The 22,502-nt window shown below is 71.2% G+C and carries 21 protein-coding genes; 7 read left to right on the top strand and 14 right to left on the bottom strand.

Annotation, left to right across the window (positions count from 1 at the left end):
- The first annotated feature begins 108 nt into the window (after window positions 1-108).
- Window positions 109-747 carry a DUF4870 domain-containing protein gene (locus ABZU91_RS23345; protein ID WP_355244119.1) on the top strand — a complete coding sequence of 213 codons (639 nt, stop codon included), beginning with the start codon at window positions 109-111 and terminating at the stop codon, window positions 745-747.
- A 36-nt stretch (window positions 748-783) separates the two neighbouring features.
- Here the strand turns inward: ABZU91_RS23345 and hemW are convergent, their stop codons facing one another.
- A complete protein-coding gene (gene hemW / locus ABZU91_RS23340; protein ID WP_355244317.1) occupies window positions 784-2,007 on the bottom strand; it encodes a radical SAM family heme chaperone HemW in 1,224 nt (407 codons plus the stop codon).
- Window positions 2,008-2,026: 19 nt separating this feature from the next.
- On the opposite strand from hemW, the gene ABZU91_RS23335 reads away from it, so the two are divergent.
- Window positions 2,027-2,836 (top strand): enoyl-CoA hydratase-related protein, encoded by an 810-nt coding sequence (locus ABZU91_RS23335; RefSeq protein ID WP_355244117.1) that lies wholly within the window; start codon window positions 2,027-2,029, stop codon window positions 2,834-2,836.
- A gap of 186 nt (window positions 2,837-3,022) precedes the next feature.
- Here the strand turns inward: ABZU91_RS23335 and ABZU91_RS23330 are convergent, their stop codons facing one another.
- Window positions 3,023-3,787 carry an SDR family NAD(P)-dependent oxidoreductase gene (locus ABZU91_RS23330; protein ID WP_355244114.1) on the bottom strand — a complete coding sequence of 255 codons (765 nt, stop codon included), beginning with the start codon at window positions 3,785-3,787 and terminating at the stop codon, window positions 3,023-3,025.
- Between the two features lie 264 nt (window positions 3,788-4,051).
- Here ABZU91_RS23330 and ABZU91_RS23325 point away from each other — a divergent pair, with 264 nt between their 5' ends.
- Window positions 4,052-4,912, top strand: a complete 861-nt coding sequence (locus tag ABZU91_RS23325) for a hypothetical protein (RefSeq protein WP_355244111.1) — start codon at window positions 4,052-4,054, stop codon at window positions 4,910-4,912.
- Between the two features lie 222 nt (window positions 4,913-5,134).
- Window positions 5,135-6,037: a phytanoyl-CoA dioxygenase family protein gene (locus tag ABZU91_RS23320; RefSeq protein ID WP_355244109.1), complete on the top strand. Its 903-nt coding sequence runs from the start codon at window positions 5,135-5,137 to the stop codon at window positions 6,035-6,037.
- Window positions 6,038-6,088: 51 nt separating this feature from the next.
- On the opposite strand, the gene ABZU91_RS23315 is transcribed toward ABZU91_RS23320, so the two are convergent.
- From ABZU91_RS23315 to ABZU91_RS23280, 8 genes are all read right to left on the bottom strand, one after another.
- Window positions 6,089-6,730 (bottom strand): MOSC domain-containing protein, encoded by a 642-nt coding sequence (locus ABZU91_RS23315; protein ID WP_355244107.1) that lies wholly within the window; start codon window positions 6,728-6,730, stop codon window positions 6,089-6,091.
- A 51-nt stretch (window positions 6,731-6,781) separates the two neighbouring features.
- Window positions 6,782-7,612 carry a carbohydrate ABC transporter permease gene (locus ABZU91_RS23310; RefSeq protein WP_355244105.1) on the bottom strand — a complete coding sequence of 277 codons (831 nt, stop codon included), beginning with the start codon at window positions 7,610-7,612 and terminating at the stop codon, window positions 6,782-6,784.
- Entirely contained in the window at window positions 7,609-8,595 is a 987-nt protein-coding gene (locus tag ABZU91_RS23305) for a sugar ABC transporter permease (protein ID WP_355244102.1), read from the bottom strand. Before ABZU91_RS23305 ends, ABZU91_RS23310 begins: the two co-directional genes overlap by 4 nt.
- The gene (locus tag ABZU91_RS23300) at window positions 8,592-9,878 is read right to left on the bottom strand and encodes a sugar ABC transporter substrate-binding protein (protein ID WP_355244099.1); all 1,287 of its coding nucleotides are present in this window, start codon (window positions 9,876-9,878) and stop codon (window positions 8,592-8,594) included. Before ABZU91_RS23300 ends, ABZU91_RS23305 begins: the two co-directional genes overlap by 4 nt.
- A 243-nt stretch (window positions 9,879-10,121) precedes the next feature.
- Window positions 10,122-10,406, bottom strand: a complete 285-nt coding sequence (locus tag ABZU91_RS23295) for a transglycosylase (RefSeq protein ID WP_053656080.1) — start codon at window positions 10,404-10,406, stop codon at window positions 10,122-10,124.
- A 639-nt stretch (window positions 10,407-11,045) separates the two neighbouring features.
- Window positions 11,046-11,330, bottom strand: coding sequence for a transglycosylase (locus ABZU91_RS23290; protein ID WP_053656080.1), 285 nt, complete (start codon window positions 11,328-11,330; stop codon window positions 11,046-11,048).
- 387 nt (window positions 11,331-11,717) lie between these two features.
- Window positions 11,718-13,592 carry a translation elongation factor 4 gene (gene lepA, locus ABZU91_RS23285; RefSeq protein ID WP_355244096.1) on the bottom strand — a complete coding sequence of 625 codons (1,875 nt, stop codon included), beginning with the start codon at window positions 13,590-13,592 and terminating at the stop codon, window positions 11,718-11,720.
- A 117-nt stretch (window positions 13,593-13,709) separates the two neighbouring features.
- Window positions 13,710-14,246, bottom strand: coding sequence for a DUF4240 domain-containing protein (locus ABZU91_RS23280; RefSeq protein ID WP_355244093.1), 537 nt, complete (start codon window positions 14,244-14,246; stop codon window positions 13,710-13,712).
- A 61-nt stretch (window positions 14,247-14,307) separates the two neighbouring features.
- Between ABZU91_RS23280 and ABZU91_RS23275 the strand changes: the two genes are divergently transcribed.
- On the top strand, window positions 14,308-15,288 hold the full coding sequence (locus tag ABZU91_RS23275; protein WP_355244091.1) for a phosphotransferase: 981 nt from the start codon (window positions 14,308-14,310) through the stop codon (window positions 15,286-15,288).
- Between the two features lie 285 nt (window positions 15,289-15,573).
- Window positions 15,574-15,840 carry a 30S ribosomal protein S20 gene (gene rpsT / locus ABZU91_RS23270; protein WP_053656074.1) on the top strand — a complete coding sequence of 89 codons (267 nt, stop codon included), beginning with the start codon at window positions 15,574-15,576 and terminating at the stop codon, window positions 15,838-15,840.
- Between the two features lie 150 nt (window positions 15,841-15,990).
- On the opposite strand, the gene ABZU91_RS23265 is transcribed toward rpsT, so the two are convergent.
- From ABZU91_RS23265 to ABZU91_RS23250, 4 genes are all read right to left on the bottom strand, one after another.
- Window positions 15,991-16,413, bottom strand: a complete 423-nt coding sequence (locus tag ABZU91_RS23265; RefSeq protein ID WP_355244088.1) for a hypothetical protein — start codon at window positions 16,411-16,413, stop codon at window positions 15,991-15,993.
- Window positions 16,410-17,390: a DNA polymerase III subunit delta gene (holA, locus tag ABZU91_RS23260; RefSeq protein WP_355244085.1), complete on the bottom strand. Its 981-nt coding sequence runs from the start codon at window positions 17,388-17,390 to the stop codon at window positions 16,410-16,412. Before holA ends, ABZU91_RS23265 begins: the two co-directional genes overlap by 4 nt.
- Before the next feature lie 178 nt (window positions 17,391-17,568).
- A complete protein-coding gene (locus ABZU91_RS23255) occupies window positions 17,569-19,950 on the bottom strand; it encodes a ComEC/Rec2 family competence protein (protein ID WP_355244082.1) in 2,382 nt (793 codons plus the stop codon).
- Entirely contained in the window at window positions 19,947-20,705 is a 759-nt protein-coding gene (locus ABZU91_RS23250; protein ID WP_355244079.1) for a helix-hairpin-helix domain-containing protein, read from the bottom strand. Before ABZU91_RS23250 ends, ABZU91_RS23255 begins: the two co-directional genes overlap by 4 nt.
- A gap of 214 nt (window positions 20,706-20,919) precedes the next feature.
- On the opposite strand from ABZU91_RS23250, the gene ABZU91_RS23245 reads away from it, so the two are divergent.
- Window positions 20,920-22,398 carry an arabinofuranosidase catalytic domain-containing protein gene (locus tag ABZU91_RS23245; protein WP_355244076.1) on the top strand — a complete coding sequence of 493 codons (1,479 nt, stop codon included), beginning with the start codon at window positions 20,920-20,922 and terminating at the stop codon, window positions 22,396-22,398.
- Window positions 22,399-22,502 lie beyond the last annotated feature (104 nt).

Below are 22,502 nucleotides of genomic sequence, written 5' to 3'. Positions count from 1 at the left end.
GGTGCCCCCGCCGACGCGATGATCAAGGTCGTCGCCGTCCGTTCCGTCGGGCCGGCCCGACGGAGTCGCACTGGTGCGACATTGCCATCGGCACCTACCGTGACAACCATGACTGAACCACCTCGCCCTCCCGGCGCGGGAGACCCCGGCGGTTATCCGCCGGAGCCGACCTCCCCCGGCTCGTCCTACTCGGGCGAGCCGCCCACCGCACCACTGTCCGGGGCACCCGGCCCGGGCGGCTATCCCCCGGCCGGTGGCTATCCGCCGCCCACCGGTGACCAACCGCCGTCGGGCGGCTACCCTCCGCCGGGTGGCTACCCCCCACCGGGCGGTTACCCGCCGGGTGGCGCGACTGGCGGCTATCCGACGGGCGGCGCGTACGGCGGCCCCGGCGGCGGCTACGCCAACAACGAGGACAAGACCTGGGCCTTGGTCGCGCACTTCGGTGGCGCGGCCGGCATGATCATCAGCGGCGGCGTGCTCGGCTGGATCGCTCCGCTGGTGGCGTTGCTGGCCCGGGGCAACCAGTCCCCGACCGTCCGGGCGCACGCCGTGTCGGCGCTCAACTTCCAGCTCATCTGGTCGATCGTCGGCCTGGTCGGCTGGGTGCTGTCCTGCATCCTCATCGGCTTCATCGGCGTTGCGGCGGCCGTCGTCCTCGGGGCCGTGTTCGGCATCATCGCCGGCATCAAGGCCAACGAGGGCAGCCAGTACCGCTACCCGCTCTCGGCCAACCTCGTCAAGTGATCCGGGCCGGCCGCTCCCCCGGCCGGTCCCGGCACGTCAGGGCAGCAGGTCGCGCACGACGGCGTCGGCGAGCAGCCGGCCGCGCAGGGTGAGCACCGCGCGGCCGGCGGCGTACCTCCCGGCGTCCAGCAGGCCGTCGGCGAGGGCCCGCTCGGCGCCGGCCCGGCCGGCGGCGTGGAGCACTCCCAACGGCAGGCCGCTGGCGAGCCGCACCCGGAGCATCACGTCCTCCATGTGCGCCTCGTCGGCGGTGAGCACCTCGCGGGCCAGGCCGGGTGACGCGCCGGCCGCCAGCCGCTGGGCGTACGTCGTGGGGTGTTTCACGTTCCACCAGCGCACCCCGCCGACGTGGCTGTGCGCGCCCGGCCCGAGGCCCCACCAGTCGGCGCCGGTCCAGTAGAGCAGGTTGTGCCGGCACCGGGCCGCCTCGGTGCGCGCCCAGTTCGACACCTCGTACCAGGACAGGCCGGCCGCGTCGAGGGCGGCCTCGGCGGCCAGGTAGCGGTCCGCCGCCACGTCGTCACTGGGGTACGGCAGCTCGCCGCGCTTCATCCGGGCGGCGAGCCGGGTGCCGTCCTCCACGATGAGGGCGTACGCGCTGACGTGGTCGACCCCAGCGGCGACGACCTGCTCCAGCGTGGCGGCGAAGTCCTCGGCCCGCTCCCCCGGGGTGCCGTAGATCAGGTCCAGGTTGACGTGCTCGAACCCGGCCTCGCGCGCCTCCCGGGCGGCGGCGGTGGCCCGGCCGGCGCTGTGCTTGCGGTCCAGGATCGCCAGCACCCCGGGCGACGCGGACTGCATGCCCAGCGAGATCCGGGTGTAGCCGGCCGCCCGCAGCCGCCGCAACGATTCCGGGGTGACCGACTCGGGGTTGGCCTCGGTGGTCACCTCGGCGTCGGCGGCGAGCCCCCAGGTGCGGTCGATGCCCTCGAGGATGCGGGCCAGGTCGTCGGCGGGCAGCAGGGTGGGCGTGCCGCCGCCGACGAAGACGGTGTCGACACGCGGCGGCGGGTTGTCGCCGAGCACCCGGGAGGCGAGCGCCAGCTCGGCCAGCACGGAGTCGGCGTACGACTCGCGGCTCACGCCTCCGCCCAGCTCGCTGGCCGTGTACGTGTTGAAGTCGCAGTAGCCGCAGCGGCTGGCGCAGAACGGCACGTGGACGTACACGCCGAAGCCGCGCGCGCCGACCGCCGTGGTGGCGGTGGCGGGCAGCGATCCGTCGACGGGGACGGTCTCACCATCTGGAAGGACGCCGGGCATGGCCACTAGTGTGCCCGGCATGACCTCTCCCGACGTCCTCGTGCGGGTCGCCACGGCCCGTGGGGTGACCACCCTCACCCTGGACAGCCCGCACAACCGCAATGCGCTCTCCACCGCCCTGATGACCCAGTTGCTGGCCGGGCTGGCGGACGCGGTGGCCGACGACGCGGTCCGGGTGATCGTGCTCGACCACACGGGCCCGGTCTTCTGCTCCGGCGCGGACCTGAAGGAGACCGCCGCGGCGTACGCCAGCGGGACGGTGCCCGCCGGCATGCTGGGCGACGTGCTCGCGGCGCTCTGGGAATGCCCGAAGCCGGTGCTCGCGCGGGTCGCCGGGCCGGCGCGGGCGGGCGGGTTGGGCCTGGTCGCCGCCGCCGACCTGGCGGTCTGCGCCGACGAGGCGACGTTCGCGTTCACTGAGGTACGTATCGGGGTGATCCCGGCGGTCATCTCGGCGACCGTGCTGCCCCGGCTGCACCCCCGCGCCGCGGCCGAGCTGTACCTGACCGGGGACACCTTCGACGGGCGTCGTGCCGCTGCGGTCGGCCTGGTCACGGCTTCGGTGCCGGCCGAGGAGCTGGACGACGCGGTGCGCGGCTACTGCGACTCCCTGGTACGCGGCGCGCCCGGCGCGCTGGCCGGCGCGAAGGAGCTGCTGCGCCGGCCGACCACCGCCGAGCTGCGCGGCGACCTGGCCCGCCTCTCCGCCCTCTCGACGGGTTACTTCCTGTCGGAGGAGGGTCGCGAGGGCGTCACCGCGTTCCGCGCGAAGCGGACACCTCGGTGGGTGGCCGCCCTGGACGGTGGTTCCGCCGATCATGCCGGGTAGGACCGGGGGCGTCGGCCGGTTGCGGTGACCGACGGGGTGCCGGTGCCCTCCGCACGTCCTTTGCTCTGCTTCAGCGGGCGCAACACCCGAGGGCGTCGAGTGTTGCGTCCGGTGAAGCAGAGCAAAGGCTCTGCCTGAGGGGGCGGGTCGGGGCCCCGCCCGGAAGCGGCGGCGCCCCGAAATCGGTCACCACGCCGTCGCGCCGCCGTCGACCGGGTAGTTGGCGCCCGTGATGTACGACGCGCGGTCGGAGGCGAGGAAGACCACCAGTTCGGCGACCTCCTCGGGCTGCGCGAACCGCCTGAGCATCGTCTTGCCGATGATCGCGTCCCGGGCCGCCTGGTTGTCGCCGAGGTCGCGCTCGCTGGCCGGGCTGATGATGGGCCCGGGGCTGACCGCGACCGCCCGGATGCCGTGCGGCGCGCCTTCGAGCGCGAGCTGTCGCGTCATGCCGATGACGCCGGCGTTCGCCGCAGTGTGCCCGACCATCGGCGGGACGTGACCGGCGATCATGCCGGCCATCGAGGCGGCGTTGATGATGACGCCACCGCCGCGCCGGACCAGGTGCGGCCAGGCGAACTTCGACACGAGGTACGGAATGTCGAGTTCGCCGGCGATGGTGTACCGCCAGTCCTCGACCGAGAAGTCCGGCAGCGGGCCGAAGCGCAGCGCGGCCGCGTTGTTGTAGACCACGTCGAGCCCCCCGTAGGCGGCCACGGCGTCCTCGACGAGCGTGCGGGCCTGTTCCGGGTCGGTCAGGTCGACGGGCGCGATGCTCGTCATCTCCCCGCCTGCGGCCCGGACGAGGTCGACGGTCTCGTTGTTGCCGTCGACCTGGATGTCGGCCCCGACGACCTTGGCACCCTCGCGGGCGAAGGTCAGCGCCGCGACGCGGCCCAGACCGCCGCCGGTGCCGGTGATCAGTACGACCTTGCCGTCCAGCGTTCCCATCGAACTCCTCCTCAGCTGTCCACGACCCGTCCGATTGACGTGTCAACCGGGAAAGTCCCTGACCAGCGAATCTCTTCCGGTCATTGACGCATGGTGACGCGCCAGACACACTCGATCGGCCCTTCTGCGAAACCCGCAGGTGAGATCGGGCCCGGAGCGGGAAGGTCCCGATCGGTACGCGACGGCCGAGCGAACCCCGAAACGGTCCGGACGACCCGGACGACACCAACGGGGACGTACGCTTGTCGAACTGTCGATGAGGGGGTGTGGGTGCGAACTCGGGCAGCCGTGGCGGGTGGAGTGGTGCTGATCCTCGTCGCCGTGATCGCGATCTGGCTCGTGATCCGGCGGGTCGGGGACGAACTGCGGCTGCCACTGGCCGGACGCACCTGCACGGTCCAGGCCGACGGCCGGGTGGTCCTGGACGTGGAGCAGATGGCGAACGCGGCGACCATCGCGGCGATCGGCGTCCAGCGCGGCATGCCCGAGCGCGCCGTGGTGGTCGCGCTGGCCACCGCGTACCAGGAGTCGGGGCTGCGCAACCTCGATCACGGTGACCGCGACTCGCTCGGGCTGTTCCAGCAGCGCCCGAGCAAGGGATGGGGCACGCCCGAGCAGATTCGCGACCCCCGCTACGCGGCGAACAGGTTCTACAAGGCGCTCAAGAAGGTGCGCGGCTGGGAGAAGATGCGGGTCACGGACGCCGCCCAGCGGGTGCAGCGCTCGGCGTTCCCCGAGGCGTACCAGAAGTGGGCCGACGACTCCGAGGTGCTCACCAAGGCCCTGCTCGGTGACGCCACCGAAGCGGTGGCCTGCACGGTGGGGCGTACCCCGGTGATGCACGGCGCGGCGGCGGCCGCGCAGCTGACCCGCAACCTGGTGCTGGACTGGGGTGTGCCGAGCGCCGACGAGGCCAGCCAGACCGGCCTGGCGGTGACCGCGCACGATCAACGCGACGGCTGGCGGTACGCGCACTGGCTGGTCTCGCACGCCCAGGACCACGGGGTGAAGCGGGTCCGGTTCGGCGACCTGGAGTGGACCGCCCGCAACGGCACCTGGGGCCGGGTGACCGGTGCGCAGGGCCCCGCGGGCCAGGTGGTGGCCGAGGTCTTCGCCGAGGGCTGAGCGACCCGGATCTCTTAACCGGCAGTGACCGCACAATCGGACAAAAACCCGCAAGCCTGACCGGTGATCACTTAAATGTGACTCCGCGCACCGGTACCGCTGCGCGCGGTCCGGCCCGGGGCCGCACCCCCGCCGCTCGCCCTCCCACCGTCCCGGCACTCGCGTTACGATCGGCGGCCTGTGCCAGAAATGGTTTCACCTCATGGGGAGGGGTACGACGCGGTGTTCGATTACGGCGACCGGACCGGCTACGAACCGATCAGCGACACTGACCGCAAGGAGTTCCACGAGCAGGGTTTCCTCCTGCTGCGCAACGTCCTGACGGAGGACCACCGGGCGGCGCTGGAGGCGGCGGTCGACCGCGTCTACGCGGAGGAGCAGGCCAAGGGCGCCACCAAGAAGGACGGCACCCTGCACCTGCTGGGCTTCCTGGAGCGCGACGAGCTCTTCGGTGAGCTGCTCACCCACCCGATCGCCTTCCCGTATATGTGGGGGCTGGCCGGCTGGAACATCTACACCCACCACAACCACCTGGACGTCACTCCGCCGGCCGCCGAGCCGGAGAAGCCGTACTGGGGTTGGCACCAGGACGGGTACCGCCAGAACTCCGACCCGGAGACGATGGACCCGAACCTGCCCCGGCCGATGTTCTCGCTGAAGGTCGGGTACGTGCTCTCCGACCTGTCGGAGACCGGCCGTGGCGCGACCAAGGTCATCCCGGGCAGCCACCTGTGGAACTCGCTGGACCGTCCCAAGGACCTCAGCGTGCACAACCCGGACCCGGAGGGCACGGTGGAGATCACCGCGAACCCGGGCGACGCGTTCATCTTCGACCGCCGGCAGTGGCACTCGCGCTCGACGAACCTGTCGACCATCACCCGCAAGATGCTCTTCGTCGGCTACACCTACCGGTGGATCCGTCCCCTGGACGAGCTGCACCCGGACGTGAACGGCGAGTGGTACCGCAACCGCACGCCCGTGCAGCGCCAGCTGATCGGTGAGGGCACCCACACCGCCAACTACTGGGGCATCAACTGGGACGGGTACGTCGACGACGAGATCCCGTTGCGCAAGGAGCTCAAGGAGCGCGGTCTGCTCGACCGCAACATCCCCTGGCTGCGCTGACCCGCTCTCCGCAAGCCCCTGCCGACACCGCTCGGCGGGGGCTTGCGCGTGTCAGCTACGGCCGGCGAGGCGGCGGCGGACCTTGTCCCGGAGCTTCTCCGGCAGGTCCGGTGCGTCGAGCAGCCGGGGCAGCAGCTCCGGCTCCAGACTCGTCGCCCGGAACACCTCACCGATTGTCACCCCGTGCGCGGGCCGCTCCACCACCTCGACCGGGTCGCCGGCGCCCACCTCGCCCTCGCGCAGCACCCGCAGGTATGCCCCCGGGCTGGCACGGACGGTGAAGCGCCGGATCAGGTCGGGCACACCCCAGAAGCCGGCGAACGTCGTGCAGGGCGTCCGCGGCTTGGTCACCTGGAGAAGGGCGGAACCGACCTGCCACTGCTCGCCGATCACCGCGCCGGTCACGTCGACCGCGTAGGTGGTCAGGTTCTCCCCGAAACCTCCCGGCCCGATGCCTCGGCCCAGTTCGGCGGCCCACCATGCGGCGTCCTCCTCGGCATAGACGTACACCGCCTGGTCGGGGCCACCGTGCACCGGACGCTCGGCGACGAAGTCACCGGCCAGGCCACCGGCGAGCACCGCCACCGATCCCTCGACCGGCCGCTTGTCGATGCCGCTGCGACCACTCGCGTCGCCCGCCCACTCCGCCTCGGTCACGATGCCGAGGTTCACCGCTGCCAGCCTGCCCGTCATGGCGGCCAGCCTAGCGGCGGCGCGGGCCCTGACCGGTCCCCCGCCGCGCGCTCAGCCCTTGACCGCGCCAGCGACCAGACCGGAGACCATCTTCCGCTGTACCAGCAGGAAGAAGATGATGACCGGCAGGGTGAACAGCGTGGAGGCGGCCATGACCGGCCCCCAGTTGGTGTCGTCCCGGCCGAAGAAGAAGGTCATGGCTACCGGCAGGGTGTAGCGCCCCTGGTCGTTGATGAACGTCAACGCGAAGATCAGCTCGTTCCACGCGGTGATGAAGGAGAAGATGCTTGTCGCGACCAGGCCGGGCGCGACGAGCGGGAACAGCACCCGTCGGAACGTCTGGGCGCGGCTCGCGCCGTCGATGGCCGCCGCCTCCTCCAGCTCCTTGGGCACGGCGGCGACGAATCCGCGCAGCATCCACACCGCGAACGGCAGCGAGAAACCGAGGTACGTGAGGATCAGGCTGGGCAGGGTGTTGTAGAGCCCGAGCCGCTGGATCATCAGGAACAGCGGGATGACCAGCGCCTCCAGCGGGATCATCTGCACGATCAGCAGCATGATCAGGAAGCTGGTCCGCAGCTTGAACCGGAACCGGGCCACCGCCGTCGCGGCGAGCAGGGCGACCAGACCGCTGAGCACCACCGTGGACACCGCGACGATCGCGCTGTTGAGGAAGAAGTCGAGGAAGGTCACCCCGGGGATCAGGTTGCCGGTGAGGATCTCCCGGTAGTGCGCCAGCGTCGGATGCGTCGGCACCGGCTGCGGCGTGGACGAGAAGATCTCGCTGCTCGGCTTCAGCGACGTCGCGATCATCCAGTAGACCGGGAACGCCGCGAAGAGCGCGACCAGCAACCCGGCGGCGTTGAGGGCGACCTTCTTCACGACTCGTCCTCCTGCCTGAGCACCATCCGTACGTAGAAGCCGGTGACCACGAGCAGGATCAGCGTGAGGATCACCGCGATGGCCGCGCCGAGTCCGTACTTCGGCGGCGGCGAGAAGGCCTCGGCGTACGAGTAGATGGAGAGCATGAACGTCGGGCGGTCCTGGGTGCCGCCGGCCAGGACGAACTGCTGGGTGAACACCTTGAAGTCCCAGATGGTGGAGAGCACGATCAGGATCCCGAAGACCGGGCGCAGCAGCGGGAAGGTGATCTTCCAGAAGACCCGCCACGGGCTCGCGCCGTCCACCCGGGCCGCCTCGTGCAGCTCACTCGGCACGCTCTTGAGGCCGGCGAGCACGCTCACCGCGATGAACGGGAACGAGTGCCACACGACCACCAGGGTGAGGATGGCGAAGAACAGCAGCGGCGAGTTGAACCAGCCGTAGCCGGTCCAGTCGCTACGGCCGAACAGAGCGTTCGAGAACCCGTCCGGCAACGCGTTGAACAGCCAGGTGACCAGGCCGCTCGTGTCGTCGAAAATCCACTTCCAGACGATCGTGCCGGTCAGCGCCGGGGTCGCCCAGGCGAGCATCACGCAACTGGCCACGAAGGTCGCCATCTTGCGACCGAGCCGGTTGAGCAGCAACCCCACCAGGGTGCCCAGCACCATCGTGAGCAACACGTTCGCCGCGGCGAACAGGACCGTGTTGCGCAGCACCGTCAGGAAGAACGGGTCGGAGAGGATGTCGGTGTAGTTGCCGAGCCCCACCCACGGCCACTCCCGGTCGCCCCGCAACTGCCGGACGCTGTTCAGCCGGTAGAAGGACATCGCCACCACCTGGCCGAGCGGCCAGAGCAGCAGCACCCCGATGATGACGAGTGCGGGCAGGAGCAGCAGGTAGGGCAGGCGGTCGACCCGGCGACGCCGCCGCGCGGGGTTCTCCCGCGCGGCGGACGTCTCCGGGTTTTTGGTCTGTGAGCTCACTTGCTGTTCAAAATGCCTTCCATCTCACCGGCCGCGTCGGCGGTAGCCTTCTCGACCGTCTTCTGACCCTTCATGACCGAGCTGTTCATCGCCTGGGTCACCGTCTTCGTCCGGCTGACCTCCACCCACTTCGGGGTGAGCGGCGTGAGCTTGGTGTTCTGCATGGTGGTGGCGAAGGCCGCCATCACCTTGTCGTTGGCGTACGTGTCGCTGGCGACCAGGTCCTTGTAGACAGGGAAGAAACCGAGGCTGCTCGCGAAGCTCTGCGCGTTCTTCTTGTTGAGCAGCACGGTCAGGTAGTCCCAGGCCAGGTCCTGACGCTCGCTGTCCTTCCAGATCGCCACGTCCGAACCGCCGGCGAAACCGGGTGCGGCCTTGCCGTCCGGGCCGGGGATCGGGAACGTACCCCAGACCTTCTCGATCTCGGGGTTGTCCTTCTTGATGGCGCCCTGCTGCCAGCTACCGGCGAACGCCATCGCGGCCTTGCCGGTGGCGAACTGCGTCCGCGCGTCGATCTCGTTCCAGCCGGCGGCGGCCGGCGGGGCGACCTTGTGCACGGTTACCAGGTCGGTCCAGTACTTGACGGCCCGCTGCGCCTCCGGCGTCGTGTAGCCGGACTTCCACGTGCCACCCTGGTTGGTGGCGATCTCGGCGCCAGCGCCCCAGAGGAAGGAGTAGAAGGGCAGTTCGGAGTTGCCCGGCAGCGCGATGCCGTAGGTGCCCTTCTTCTTGGCCTGCACGGCCTTGGCGACGGTGACCAGCTCTTCCCACGTCTTCGGCGGCTGCACGCCCGCCTCGGCGAACCAGTCGGTGCGGTAGTAGATGGCCCGCACGCCGGCGTACCAGGGAACGCCGTACTGCTTGCCGCCGAGCTGCGCGTTGCGCACCAGGTCGGGCAGCAGGTCCTTGCCGTCCGCCCAGCCACCCATCCGACCACTCACGTCGGCGAGCGCCTCCTGCGCGGCCCAGCCCTGGGTCTCGGTGTTGCCCAGCTCGGTGATGTCCGGGCCCGCACCGCCGGCGAGCGCGGCCTGGAACTTCTTGGGCGCTTCCAGCCAGGGGATGTACTGCACCACCACATCGGTGTCGGGGTGCTTCTGCCGGAACTCGGTCTCCACGCTGTCGAGGAAGGCGTTCTGGGCGTCGCCACCCTCACCCATCATCCAGACCGTGAGCTTGCTGTCGTCGGTCGATTCCTCGCCGGAGCCCCCACAGCCGCCCATCACCATGGCGACCGAGGCCACCACGGCAGTGACCGGGGCCAGCCGCTTCCACCTGTTCACGCCACTTCTCCCCTCGCGTCGCCTGGAACTAACCTTCTCCGCCGCACCTTAGTACGAAGAAATCCTTTACGACAGTGGGCAGCAGGCCGAAGCGTGGCGACCGTACCGCAGCCCGTGGACGCGGGTGCCCAGGGAACAGGGCCGAACCCGGGCATGACATCACGAAAGAGCGCCCAGCCATTCGGCCGGGCGCTCTTTCGAGTGGTGCGGTGATGCCAGGTTGTTACCGGGTGACGCTGCTCGTCATCGGGTGACGCGGCGGCGGCCACCGACACCGGCCACCAGCGCGACCGCGATCGCGGCCACCACGACCTGCACCAGCAGCTCGGTCCAGTCGATACCAGCGGTCTCGGTCGCGATACCCATCGCCCGCGCCAACACCGTACCCAGCAGAGCCGCGCCGACACCGATCAGCAGGTGCAGCCAGATCGGCATGTTCTGCCGACCCGGAACGACCAGGCGGCCGAGCGCCCCGACGATGAGACCAACAACGATGGCGGTGATGATGCCCCACACGGTGAGCTCCACGGTCGCGCTCCTTCTAAGAATGTCTGACACACAATGTGTGCTTCCTGTCGTGACCACTAAGTTCCCGACCCACCAAAAATCCAAACCGACTTCACGCCCCAGACGATCACGACTTGGCAAACAAGGGCACGGACCCCACGCCCCGACCCCCCGAGCCCCGAGCCCCGAGCCCCGAGCCCCGAGCCCCGAGCCCCGGCGATCTTGCACTCTCGGTTGTCGATAGGAGTGGAATGCCCGGCATGTCGCAGCAGAAAGTGCAAGATCGGCGCGGGTTGGGGCGCCGCGTGTGCTGGTCGGACCGCCTCGCGCGCTCGCGTTCCGCGCCCGTCTCGGATCGCACCCGAAGTCGTGCTCCATCCAGGAAGTAGTGGCATCGGGCATCACGGTGACCACTACAACCAGGATCGAGCACGATGTTGGCGCGGGAACGTGGGGCGCAGGCGCGGGACGCGGGACGGCTGCCGGACACTGGCCGGGGCGGGCATCGCGGTTCGCCGAATGAGGTACCGGTGACCGTCCGGTACGTCGACGACGCCTCCGACGACGGCGCCCTGTCGATCCGGACCACAGCGCCGAGGGGCGCCCAGCCTGATGGCCGGGCGCCCCTCGAAAGCGTTGCGGTACTACGGGTGTGCGGTGTTACCGGGTGACGCGGCGGCGGCCACCGACACCGGCCACCAGCGCGACCGCGATCGCGGCCACCACGACCTGCACCAGCAGCTCGGTCCAGTCGATACCAGCGGTCTCGGTCGCGATACCCATCGCCCGCGCCAACACCGTACCCAGCAGAGCCGCGCCGACACCGATCAGCAGGTGCAGCCAGATCGGCATGTTCTGCCGACCCGGAACGACCAGGCGGCCGAGCGCCCCGACGATGAGACCAACAACGATGGCGGTGATGATGCCCCACACGGTGAGCTCCACGGTCGCGCTCCTTCTAAGAATGTCTGACACACAATGTGTGCTTCCTGTCGTGACCACTAAGTTCCCGACCCACCAAAAATCCAAACCGACTCACCCGCACAAGAAGTCGTCGGCATCGATGTCGAGCGGCTGCGTCGATTGGCGTGGAGACACGTCCGTACAGGTCAGACAACATGTTGCCCAGGGCGACAACCCGAGGAGAGCCAACCAAAATTTTCCCGCCCACCCCCGGTTCCACCGGGCCCACCCCCGGTCCCACCCGGCCCGACCCCGGTGATCAAGAGGTTCGCGTCAGCATCCGGGCTTCGGATGACGCGAAGCTCTTGATCAACACGGGTGGCCGGGCCGGTCCGGAGGAGGGCCGGGGGTTGGGTCGGGGGTTGGGGGTTACTTCTTGGGGGCCTTGGTGTCGCCGGAGTCGGAGGACAGGGCGGCGATGAAGGCCTCCTGGGGCACCTCGACGCGGCCGACCATCTTCATCCGCTTCTTGCCTTCCTTCTGCTTCTCCAGCAGCTTGCGCTTTCGGCTGATGTCACCGCCGTAGCACTTGGCAAGGACGTCCTTACGGATCGCGCGGATGGTCTCCCGGGCGATGACCCGGCTGCCGATGGCCGCCTGGATCGGCACCTCGAACTGCTGGCGCGGGATGAGCGTACGCAGCTTGGCGGCGATGGTGACGCCGTAGTTGTACGCCTTGTCCTTGTGCACGATGGCACTGAACGCGTCCACGGGCTCGCCGTGCAGCAGGATGTCCACCTTCACCAGGTCGGACGCCTGCTCGGTGGTGGGCTCGTAGTCCAGCGAGGCGTAGCCCTTGGTACGGCTCTTCAACTGGTCGAAGAAGTCGTAGATGATCTCCGCGAGCGGCAGCGTGTAGCGCAGTTCCACCCGGTCGGCGGAGAGGTAGTCCATGCCGAGCAGGGTGCCCCGCCGGCCCTGGCAGAGCTCCATGACCGCGCCCACGTAGTCGTTGGGCGTCAGCACGGTGGCTCGGACCACCGGCTCGTACACCTCGGCGATCTTGCCGGTCGGGTACTCGCTCGGGTTGGTCACGACGATCTCCTCGCCGTCGTCCGTGATCGCCCGGTAGACGACGTTCGGCGCGGTGGAGATCAGGTCGAGGTTGTACTCGCGTTCCAGCCGCTCCCGGATGATCTCCAGGTGGAGCAGGCCGAGGAAGCCGCAGCGGAAACCGAAGCCGAGCGCGCCGGAGGTCTCCGGCTCGTAGTCCAGGGCGGCGTCGTTGAGCTTGAGCTTGTCCAGAGCCTCACGCAGGTTCGGGTAGTCGGAGCCGTCGATCGGGTAGAGGCCGGAGTAGACCATCGGCTTCGGGTCCTTGTAGCCACCCAGCGCCTTGGCCGCCGGCCGACTGTTGATGGTGACCGTGTCACCGACCCGGGACTGCCGGACGTCCTTCACACCGGTGATCAGGTAGCCGACCTCGCCGACGCCCAGCGCCTCGGCCTTGACCATCTCGGGTGAGATGACGCCGATCTCCAGCAGCTCGTGCACCGCGCCGGTGGACATCATCTTGATCCGGTCGCGGGCGCTGATCCGGCCGTCGATGACCCGGACGTACGTGACGACGCCGCGGTAGACGTCGTACACCGAGTCGAAGATCATCGCCCGGGCGGGCGCCACGGCGTCACCGACCGGTGGGATGAACTGCCGGACGATCTCGTCGAGCAGGTACGGAACGCCCTCGCCGGTCTTGCCGGAGACCCGGATGCAGTCGGCGGGGTCCCCACCGATGAGGTGGGCCAGTTCCTCGGCGTACTTCTCCGGCTGCGCGGCCGGCAGGTCGATCTTGTTGAGCACCGGGATGATGCGCAGGTCGTTCTCGAGGGCCAGGTAGAGGTTGGCCAGGGTCTGCGCCTCGATACCCTGCGCGGCGTCGACCAGCAGCACGGCACCCTCGCAGGCCGCCAACGACCGGGACACCTCGTAGGTGAAGTCGACGTGCCCCGGAGTGTCGATCATGTTGAGCACCGCGTGCTCACCGGCCCGCTCGCCGTCGCGGATGGTCCACGGCATCCGGACGGCCTGGCTCTTGATGGTGATGCCGCGCTCGCGCTCGATGTCCATCCGGTCCAGGTACTGCGCGCGCATCTGCCGTGGGTCGACCACACCGGTGAGCTGCAACATCCGGTCGGCCAGGGTCGACTTCCCGTGGTCGATGTGGGCGATGATGCCGAAGTTCCGGATGCGACCGGGGTCGGTGGCACCAGGGGCGTTCGCGCCGGGATCGAGCTTCGGTGGCACAGCGGTCCGTTCTGGTCGGCTGACGTGAACAGGCCGGCGCGCCGCCGACCCCCTCCATGTTCCCACGCCGCCGGGGTACGCCCACTGCGTGGGCGACGGATCGGTCCCGAGAACTCCTCACTCCATGGGCGGCTCCACGAAGAGCGCGGCCAGTCGGGGCAGCCGGCGGCGGGCCTCCTCCTCGTCGTCGAAGTCCCAGAAGTCGTTGAGGTCCGGCGTCCGGACCGGCTCCCGGGACTCCGGCAGCTCCGACGCGGTGGCCTTGCGGTAGGCGTCCCACGGCACCGCCAGCATCTGCTCGGCGGAGAACTCCTCCCCGCTGAGCGAGGCCGCCCGCACCTGGGGCAGTTCCGCCAGCGAGTCCGGTTCGGCGACCGCGCGGGCGAAGACGGCACGCCCCTGGGTCATCAGCCAGCCCCGGAAGTGTTCGAAGCCGTCGGCCGAGGCGCCACCGTTGATGAGGTAGGCCGCACCCCACAGGTCGGCCTTGTGCGAGGCCGCCAGCACCCGCGTCTGGTGCTGGGCGTACCCGACGATGTCCGCCGGATCGCGCTCGGCGAGCAGCGCCACGGCCCGCGCGGCGACCGGCCCGGGTTCACCGCCGCCCCCGGCGCGGGCCTGGTCGATCAGATGCCAGAAGTCCTCGGTCCTCATGGCTTGGCAGTCTGGCAGTGTCGCCGCGCGCCGCGCACGTACCCCGGGGCAGCATGGTGGGGTGTCCTCGCCGCCGCTGCCCCCCGTGCCACGCCACTCGGGTGCGCCGCGCCCGTCGTGGCCGGCGCTGCCGGCGGCGCTGCGGGTCGCCATCGCCGACCGGCTCGGCGCGCCGGTGGTCACCGTCCGCGTCGCCACCGCGGGCTTCACCCGGGGCTTCGCCGCCGTGCTGCACACCGCAGACGGTGGTCGGGCCTTCGTCAAGGCGTCACCCACCGTCGCGCACCTCACACCGGGGTACGCCCGGGAGGCCGCGATCCTCGACCGGCTGCCGGCGGACCTGCCGGCGCCCCGCCTGCGGTGGACGCTGGACGAGGCCGGCTGGTTCGCGCTCTGCACCGACGCGGTCGACGGGCACACCCCACGCCTGCCCTGGGCGCGTGCCGAGCTGGACGCCACGCTCGCGGCGTACGCCGAGGTGGCCGCCGCGCTCGCCGACCCGCCGGCCGGGCTGACCGCGCTCGGCCTGCCCCACCTGGCCGAGCTGGCCCGCTCGGACATCCTCTGGTGGGAGGAGGTCGCCGCGGGCCGGGAGCCGCCTCCGGCGCTGCCCGCCGCCGCCCGGGGTCGACTGCCCGAGCTGGTGGCGCTGGAGTCCCGCCTCCCCGGGTACGCGGACGGTGCGACCGGCCTGATCCACGGTGACCTACGGGTGGACAACGTGCTCGTCGGTCCGGGCGGCCGGGCCTGGCTCTGCGACTGGACCTGGGCCTGCACCGGGCCGGCCTGGTTCGACCTGGCGACCCTGCTGCTCACCGCCTACGCCAGCGGCCTGGACACCGACCGGATCTTCGCCGCGCACCCGGTGACCACCGGCGCTGCGCCGGACGCGCTGGACGCCACCCTGGCCGCGTTGGCCGGCTACTACCTCACCGGGGCGGACGCGGCGTCGGCGACGGACTCGCCGCACCGGTCGGCGCACCAGCGGTGGAGCGGCGAGCAGGCACTCGACTGGCTCGCCCGCCGGCAGGGCTGGCGGTGACAGCGGCCCCGCGGGGCCCCGGCGGCCCGCGCGGCCCGGGATCGGCTCGGTTTCCTTGAAGTCGGGCTGTCAGCCATTCTCGGATACTGCGGTTTCCCGGAAGCCGAGTGGATCAAGCCGTCGACCGTTCGGCGGCACCCGCGAGCGGGGACGGACCCTCTTCGGGCGGAGCCGTTTTGGCTCGTCCCGGGCGACCTGGTAACCTGGCTCTTCGCGCAGTGGTGACGCATGTCGTCATCCCGCGCACAAGCTGACCAACCCGAGCTATCAAGACGAGGCTGTCGCGTGGCGAACATCAAGTCCCAGATCAAGCGCAACCGGCAGAACGAGAAGGCCCGGCTGCGTAACAAGTCGGTCAAGTCGTCGCTGAAGACCGCCGTCCGGAAGTTCAACGAGGCTGCCGAGGCCGGTGACGTCGAGAAGGCCACCGCGCTGATGCAGGAGGCCTCGCGCAAGCTGGACAAGGCCGTCAGCAAGGGCGTGATCCACTCCAACCAGGCCGCGAACCGCAAGTCCGCGATCGCGAAGCGCGTGGTGGCGCTCTCCGCCTGACGCTTTGCCGTCAGACTGATTCGGAAAGCCCCGGACCTCGGTCCGGGGCTTCCGTGTGTCCAGGTGCCGCCGTGTGTCCAGGTGCCGCCGGGTGTCCAGGTGCCGCCGTGTGTCCAGGTGCCGCCGACGTGCTCGCCGCCCCGGCGGTCGTCAGTCCCGTACGTCCCTGCGACGGGTGGGACACACCCGGTCGGCGGGGATCGCCACCGCCGTCACCGCGTTGGACATCCACTCGACCCGGGCCCGGCCGACCACCGGCTCCATCTGCCGGCGGAAGCGGTCCCGCTCCTGCTCGGGCACGAGCGCGGCGGATCGGACCACCACCGCGGCCACCATGTCGTTGAGCTTGACCATCGCCGCCACGACGACGGGCAGCACCAGCACCGCCCACCAGGTGACCAACTCCGCCAGGGCGAGCAGCACGGCCAGGGCGATGGCGCCCTCGAAGAACAGGAAGCAGAGCACCCCACCGGGGTTGACGAACCGCAGGCCGAGCAGCCGAGCGTAGAGCGGCCGGTACCGCTCCTCGTCGACGGGCAGGGTGGCCCAACCGGTACGGTTCGGCCCCGTCACCGGCTGCTGCCCTGCCGGGCGGCCACCACCGAGAAGACGGCCCGTTCCAGGGCGTACGCCCGGTCGTCCGAGCCCCCCTTGACGGCCGCGTTGCACTCCGCGGCGACCTGCATGGCCCGGACCAGCCCTTCCGGGCTCCAGCCGCGCCCCTGCCGCTGCGCCCGCTCGATCTTCCACGCCGGCATCCCGAGGCTGCTGGCGAGCTGGTACGGGCTGCCCCGCCCGGCCGACGCCACCCGGGCCACCGTGCGCACCCCGTCGGCCAGGGCGTCGGCGATGGGCACCGGGTCGACTCCGACGTGCAGGGCCCAGCGCAGCGCCTCCAGGGCGGCCGGTACGTCGCCGACCATCGTGGCGTCCGCCACGGTGAAGCCGGTCACCTCGACCCGACCCCGGTAGTAACGGGCCACCGTCTCGGCGTTGATCCGCCCGTCGGTGTCGGCCATGAGCTGCGAGCAGGCGGCGGCCAGCTCGCGCAGGTCGTTGCCGACCGCCGCGATCAGCGCGTCGGCGGCGTCGTCGGCGCACCTGCCGCCGGCCCGGCGGATCTCGTCACGGACGAAGGCGACCCGCTCGCGGTGCCCCTTGAGTTTGGCCGCCGGGACCACCGTGGCGCCCGCCGATCGCAGCCCGTCGGCGAACGCCTTGCCCTTCGCGCCGCCCAGGTGCAGCACCAGGAGCTGGACCTCCGGGTCGGGGTTCTTGGCGTACGCCAGCAGTGCGGCGACCAGGTCCTTGCGGGCGTCCTGGCCCGAGCGCAGGATGAGCAGCCGCCGACCGCCGAACAGCGACGGGCTGAGCATCTCGGCGATTTCGCCGACGGTGAGCGCGCTCGCCTGGTACTCGCGGACGTCCACGTCGGGGTCGGTGCCGCGGGCCCGTTCGACAGCTTCGGAGACGGCGCGCGTGGCGAGCAGCTCCTCGTCGCCGACGACGAGCACAATGGGGGCGAGGTTGGCGGGGGTCACGTCGCCCATATTCGCACGGCCTACGGCAAGTACGGGTCTGCTCATTCGCCGCCCGGTCGGTGCAGCCCGCACTAAGCGCAAATCCAGACATTTACCTCGGTTCACCATCTAATCCGCAAGCCGGTCGGGATTTCGCCTGGGCGCGCGCAATTTCCACCGCGCCGACGCCCCTGACCTGCGGTTCCTCTCACAGTGGTCGTCCCGGCGGCACCCCTCGGCGGGCCACCGCCAAGCCATCGGTGGTCCGGATCGCCGCCACATCGCCGTCGATGTCGGTCCGCAGGACCCGGGCACCATGACTGCTCAGTCGGGCGAGAAGCGCGCGGTTCGGATGCCCGTACGAGTTGCCCGTGCCGACCGGCACCAGCGCGACGGCCGGCCGTACGGCGGCGAGGAAGCCCTCGTCCTGGTATGCCGAGCCGTGGTGCGCGACCTTCAACACGTCCGCCCGCAGCTGTGCCGACGGGCTCCGGACCAGCACCGCGTGCTGCTCCTCGGTCTCGGCGTCGCCGGGCAGCAGGACCGAGACACCGGCGACCGTGGCACGCAGCACCAGCGAGTTGTTGTTCGGGTCCGATCGGGTGCCGGCCAGCGGGTACGGCGGACCGAGCACCAGCAACTCGACATCGCCGACCCGGTGCCGTGTCCCGGCGGTGGTGTCCCGCATCGTGGCCCGGCCGCCGATCGCCGCCGCGCGGACCGCCGCCCGACCGCTCGCCGGTTCCGTCGAGGGTGGGGTCAGCACGGCCACCACTCGCCGGCCCCGGAACACCCCGGCCAACCCGCCCACGTGGTCGAGGTGGAAGTGGCTGATCACCAGCAGCGACACCTCCCGAATGCCGAGCCGCCGCAGGCACCCGTCCACCGCCCCCGGGTCCGGCCCGGCGTCGACCAGCACCGCCCGGCCGGGTGCGACGGGCAGCACCAGGGCGTCGCCCTGCCCCACGGAGCAGGCCACCACCACCCAACCCGGCGGTGGCCAACCCCCGGCGATCAGGCGGACTCCGAGGGCACCGAGCAGGACGGCGACGGCGACGACCGCCACCAGCCGGCGCACCAGCGGTCGACGGGCGGCCACCAGCAGTGCCACCGTCAGCCCGGCCAGCAGCAGGGCACCGGCCGCACCACCCGGCCAGGGCAGGGTGCCGGCCGGGAGGCGGGCGCCGTGGCGGGCGATGACGACCAGCCACCATGCCGGCCAGCTCGCCAGCCACGCGACGAACCCGGCGCCGGCCGGCCAGACCGGCGACAGCACGGCGGCCGTGACGCCCAGCACCGTCGCCGGGGCGATGGCCGGCACCGCCAGCAGGTTGGCCGGTACCGCGACCAGACTGACGGTGCCGGAGATCCCGGCGACGATCGGCCCGCACGCCACCTGGGCCGCCGCCGGCACCGCCAGCGCCTCGGCCAACCCGGCCGGGACGCCCCGGTGGCGCAGCCCGTCCCGCCAGCGCGGAGCGAGCAGCAGCAGGCCCCCGGTGGCCAGTACGGACAGCGCGAACCCGGCGTCGCCGGCCAACTCGGGGTCGACGAGCACCAGCACCGTGACGGCGGCGGCCAGCGCGGGCAGCGCGGCCCGGGGTCGACCGGCGGCCAGCGCGACGAGCCCGATCGCCCCCATCGTGGCGGCCCGTACGACGCTCGGTGACGGGCGAACCAGGATGACGAAGCCCACCAACGCCACCCCGCAGAGCACCCCGGCGACCCAGGGCCCGGCGCGCGCCCAGCGGGCCAGCAGCAGCACGGCGCCCACGACGATCGCGACGTTGCTGCCCGAGACGGCGTTGAGGTGCGTCATGCCGGTCGCCCGAAAGTCCTCCTCGACGGCGGACGGCAGGCGGCTGACGTCCCCCACCACCAGCCCCGGCAGTAGGCCACCAGGGTCGTCGGGCAGCGGCGCGCAGGCCCGTTGCAGACCCGCGCGTAACGTGCCGGCGGCGCGCTGCGCCCACGACGGCGTACCGTGCCGCTCGGGTGGACCGGTGGTGGCGAGCACCGCCGCGGTGAGGTCACCGCCACGCGGAACACCGAGTCGCCCCTCGGTGGTCAGCCGCTGCCCCGGCAGCAGTCCTCGCCAGGCCGGGTCGGTGGCGAGCACCAGTACCCGTACCGACGCCCGGAGCCGCCGGCCGTCCGGACCGGTCAGCCGGATCAGCTCACTCGACACCAGCAGCATGCCGGGACGCCCGGCGGAGCGGATCGGGCGTGGGTCGTCACGGACGACGAGATCGGCGGTGACCGGGGCGCGCTTTTCGGCGAGGGCACGGACCGGCGGCGCGTCCCGGACGACCAGCCGGGCGGCGGTCGTCGCCGCGCCGCAGAGCACGCCGAGGCCGACCGCGACGGCGACCCAGCCGTAACGGTGGGCGAGAGCCCCGGGCCGACCGAGCCGGCCGAGCAGGTGCAGGGTGCTCAGCGCTGTCGACACGGCCGCCCCGCCGGCCACCAGCAGCAGTGGACGGGTGCCGAGGTGCAGGCCGGCGAGCGCGGTGAGCCAGGCGGCCACGGCCAACCCGGCGAGCCGGAGATCCGGTGGCGGCGCGTCGCCGACGACAGGTGGGGCGTTCATACCGTCACCAGGTCCTTGAGCTGTTCGTAGCGCGCGTCGCCGATCCCCTCGACCTGACGCAGGTCGCCCACGGTCCGGAACCCGCCGTGCTGATCCCGGTAGGCGAGGATGCGCTGGGCGAGCACCGGCCCCACCCCCGGCAGCGCGTCGAGCTGGGCCAGCGTCGCGGTGTTGAGGTTCACCACCCCGCCGGGCGCCCCGCCGGCTGCGGGACCGGCCGCGGCGCCCGGTGTCGGCGGTGGCGTCACCCCGACGACGATCAACTCGCCGTCGGTGACCTTCCGGGCGGGGTTGAGCAGTGTCACGTCCACGCCGGGGAGCGGGCCGCCGGCCTCGGACAGGGCGTCGGCCAGCCGGGCCCCCGCCGGTACGCGCACCAGCCCGGGTCGGCGTACCTTGCCCGCGACCGCGACCACCAGCTCGCCGGACGCCGACGCGCTGCCCTGCACCTCGGCGACGGCGGGGGTGGCCTCGCCGACCGGCGGGGTGACCGGTTCCGCGTGCGGCCGGGACCGCCAGGCCCAACCGGCGGCGGCCAGCACCACCACGAGGGCCACGGCAGCCAACGCCCGCACACCGCGCCGTCCCGGATCGAACGCCCCCGGGCCGGGCAGTCGTGGCGCACCACCGCCGGGACCGGTGGGTGCCTCCGCCGTCGACGCACCACTGCCCGACGGAGTCGGCGACCCGCCACCCGTCGCGGCCGTCAGCCGGCGCAGACGCTGACGTACCGCTGTCTCCTCGTCCTCTGCCACGCCGCGACGCTAGGACGTCGGGCGCCACGACGGGGCACCGCGACCCCGTCCTGTGGACAGTCGACGGCACTGTGGACAACGCCCTGATCAAGCTCGTGTCTGCTACGGCGCAGGGGCCGCCGGAAGGTAGCGCGCTTCCATGGATGGCGATTAATGTTAGCGCTATCACGCGTGACATCACCCCCACCACCACCGCCGCACGCAAGGGGAATCCATGGACGTGAAGAGAAGGCTGCACCGCCTGCTGGCCGCAGCGGGGACCCTGCTGGTCCTCGTCGCCGGCGCCGGCGTCTACGTGGTCTCGGAGACACCCGGCGTCGCCCGCGCCGCCGGCACCGGACCGTGCGACATCTACGCCTCCGGCGGCACACCGTGCGTCGCCGCGCACAGCACCACCCGGGCCCTCTACGGCGCGTACAACGGCGCGCTCTACCAGGTCCGCCGATCGTCGGACAACACCACGCGCGACGTCGGCGTGGTCAGCGCCGGCGGCGTCGCCAACGCGGCCACCCAGGACACGTTCTGCGCCAACACGAGCTGCGTCATCACGATCATCTACGACCAGTCCGGTCGCAACAACCGCCTCACCCAGGCACCTCCGGGTGGCTTCAGCGGCCCCGCGGCCGGCGGGTACGACAACCTCGCCGACGCGAAGGCGGCACCGGTCACCATCGGCGGCCAGAAGGCGTACGGCGTCTACATCGCCCCGGGCACCGGCTACCGCAACAACAACACCAACGGCGTCGCGACCGGCGACCAGCCCGAGGGCATCTACGCCGTCGTGGACGGCACGCACTACAACCAGTGGTGCTGCTTCGACTACGGCAACGCGCAGACCAACGTCCTGGCCGACGAACGCGCCATCATGGAGACGGTCTACTTCGGCGCCAACAAGCAGTGGGGTTACGGAGCCGGTGCGGGCCCCTGGATCATGGCGGACCTGGAGTGGGGCCTGTTCTCGGGGGTGAACGCGGGTTACAACAACATCGCGTCCATCAACCACCGCTTCGTGACGGCGATGGTCAAGGGCGAGCCGAACCACTGGGCGATCCGGGGCGGGAACGCGCAGTCGGGTGGCCTGACCACCTACTTCGACGGCCGTCGTCCCAACGGCTACAACCCCATGAAGAAGGAGGGGGCCATCCTCCTCGGCATCGGTGGTGACAACAGCATCACCGGCCGCGGCACCTTCTTCGAGGGCGTGCTGACCTCCGGCTACCCGACTGCGGCCACCGAGGACGCCGTACAGGCCAACATCGCCGCTGCCGCCTACACCCCCGCCAGCGGCGGCAACCCGCAGCAGAACGCCCAGATCGTCGGCGCCCAGTCCGGTCGCTGTGTCGACGTGCCGAACGGCACCAGCACCAACGGCACCCAGGTGCAACTGTGGGACTGCATCAGCAACAGCACCGCGCAACGCTGGACCTACACGGCCGGAAAGCAGATCCAGGTGTACGGCAACAAGTGCCTCGACGCCAACGGTCAGGGCACCGCCAACGGCACTCAGGTGATCATCTGGGACTGCCACGGCGGCACGAACCAGCAGTGGAACGTCAACGCCAACGGCACCATCAGCGGCGTCCAGTCCGGGCTCTGCCTGGACGCCAACGGCGCCGGCACCGCCAACGGCACGAAACTCATCCTCTGGGCCTGCAACGGGCAACAGAACCAGCAGTGGTCGCTGCATAGCTGAGCGAGCAGGCGGGTCGATCTCCAGGTCGCCGATCGTGATGGTGCGCGACGGCGTCGGCGCGCTCGCCCGCCGCAGCACCGAGCGGACCCGGGCCACCAGCTCCG

It is taken from the genome of Micromonospora sp. NPDC005174, assembly GCF_040608495.1.
In the GTDB taxonomy this organism is placed as follows: domain Bacteria; phylum Actinomycetota; class Actinomycetes; order Mycobacteriales; family Micromonosporaceae; genus Micromonospora.
This window is presented reverse-complemented; position numbering and strand designations above follow the sequence as displayed.

What these genes read in the sequence shown, in the direction of transcription:
- ABZU91_RS23330 (WP_355244114.1), bottom strand. Translation starts at nt 3,787, where the DNA reads ATGGGAACGCTGGACGGCAAGGTCGTACTGATCACCGGCACCGGCGGC.
- ABZU91_RS23335 (WP_355244117.1), top strand. Translation starts at nt 2,027, where the DNA reads ATGACCTCTCCCGACGTCCTCGTGCGGGTCGCCACGGCCCGTGGGGTG.
- ABZU91_RS23255 (WP_355244082.1), bottom strand. Translation starts at nt 19,950, where the DNA reads ATGAACGCCCCACCTGTCGTCGGCGACGCGCCGCCACCGGATCTCCGG.
- holA (WP_355244085.1), bottom strand. Translation starts at nt 17,390, where the DNA reads ATGGGCGACGTGACCCCCGCCAACCTCGCCCCCATTGTGCTCGTCGTC.
- ABZU91_RS23245 (WP_355244076.1), top strand. Translation starts at nt 20,920, where the DNA reads ATGGACGTGAAGAGAAGGCTGCACCGCCTGCTGGCCGCAGCGGGGACC.
- ABZU91_RS23280 (WP_355244093.1), bottom strand. Translation starts at nt 14,246, where the DNA reads ATGAGGACCGAGGACTTCTGGCATCTGATCGACCAGGCCCGCGCCGGG.
- ABZU91_RS23315 (WP_355244107.1), bottom strand. Translation starts at nt 6,730, where the DNA reads ATGACGGGCAGGCTGGCAGCGGTGAACCTCGGCATCGTGACCGAGGCG.
- hemW (WP_355244317.1), bottom strand. Translation starts at nt 2,007, where the DNA reads ATGCCCGGCGTCCTTCCAGATGGTGAGACCGTCCCCGTCGACGGATCG.
- ABZU91_RS23345 (WP_355244119.1), top strand. Translation starts at nt 109, where the DNA reads ATGACTGAACCACCTCGCCCTCCCGGCGCGGGAGACCCCGGCGGTTAT.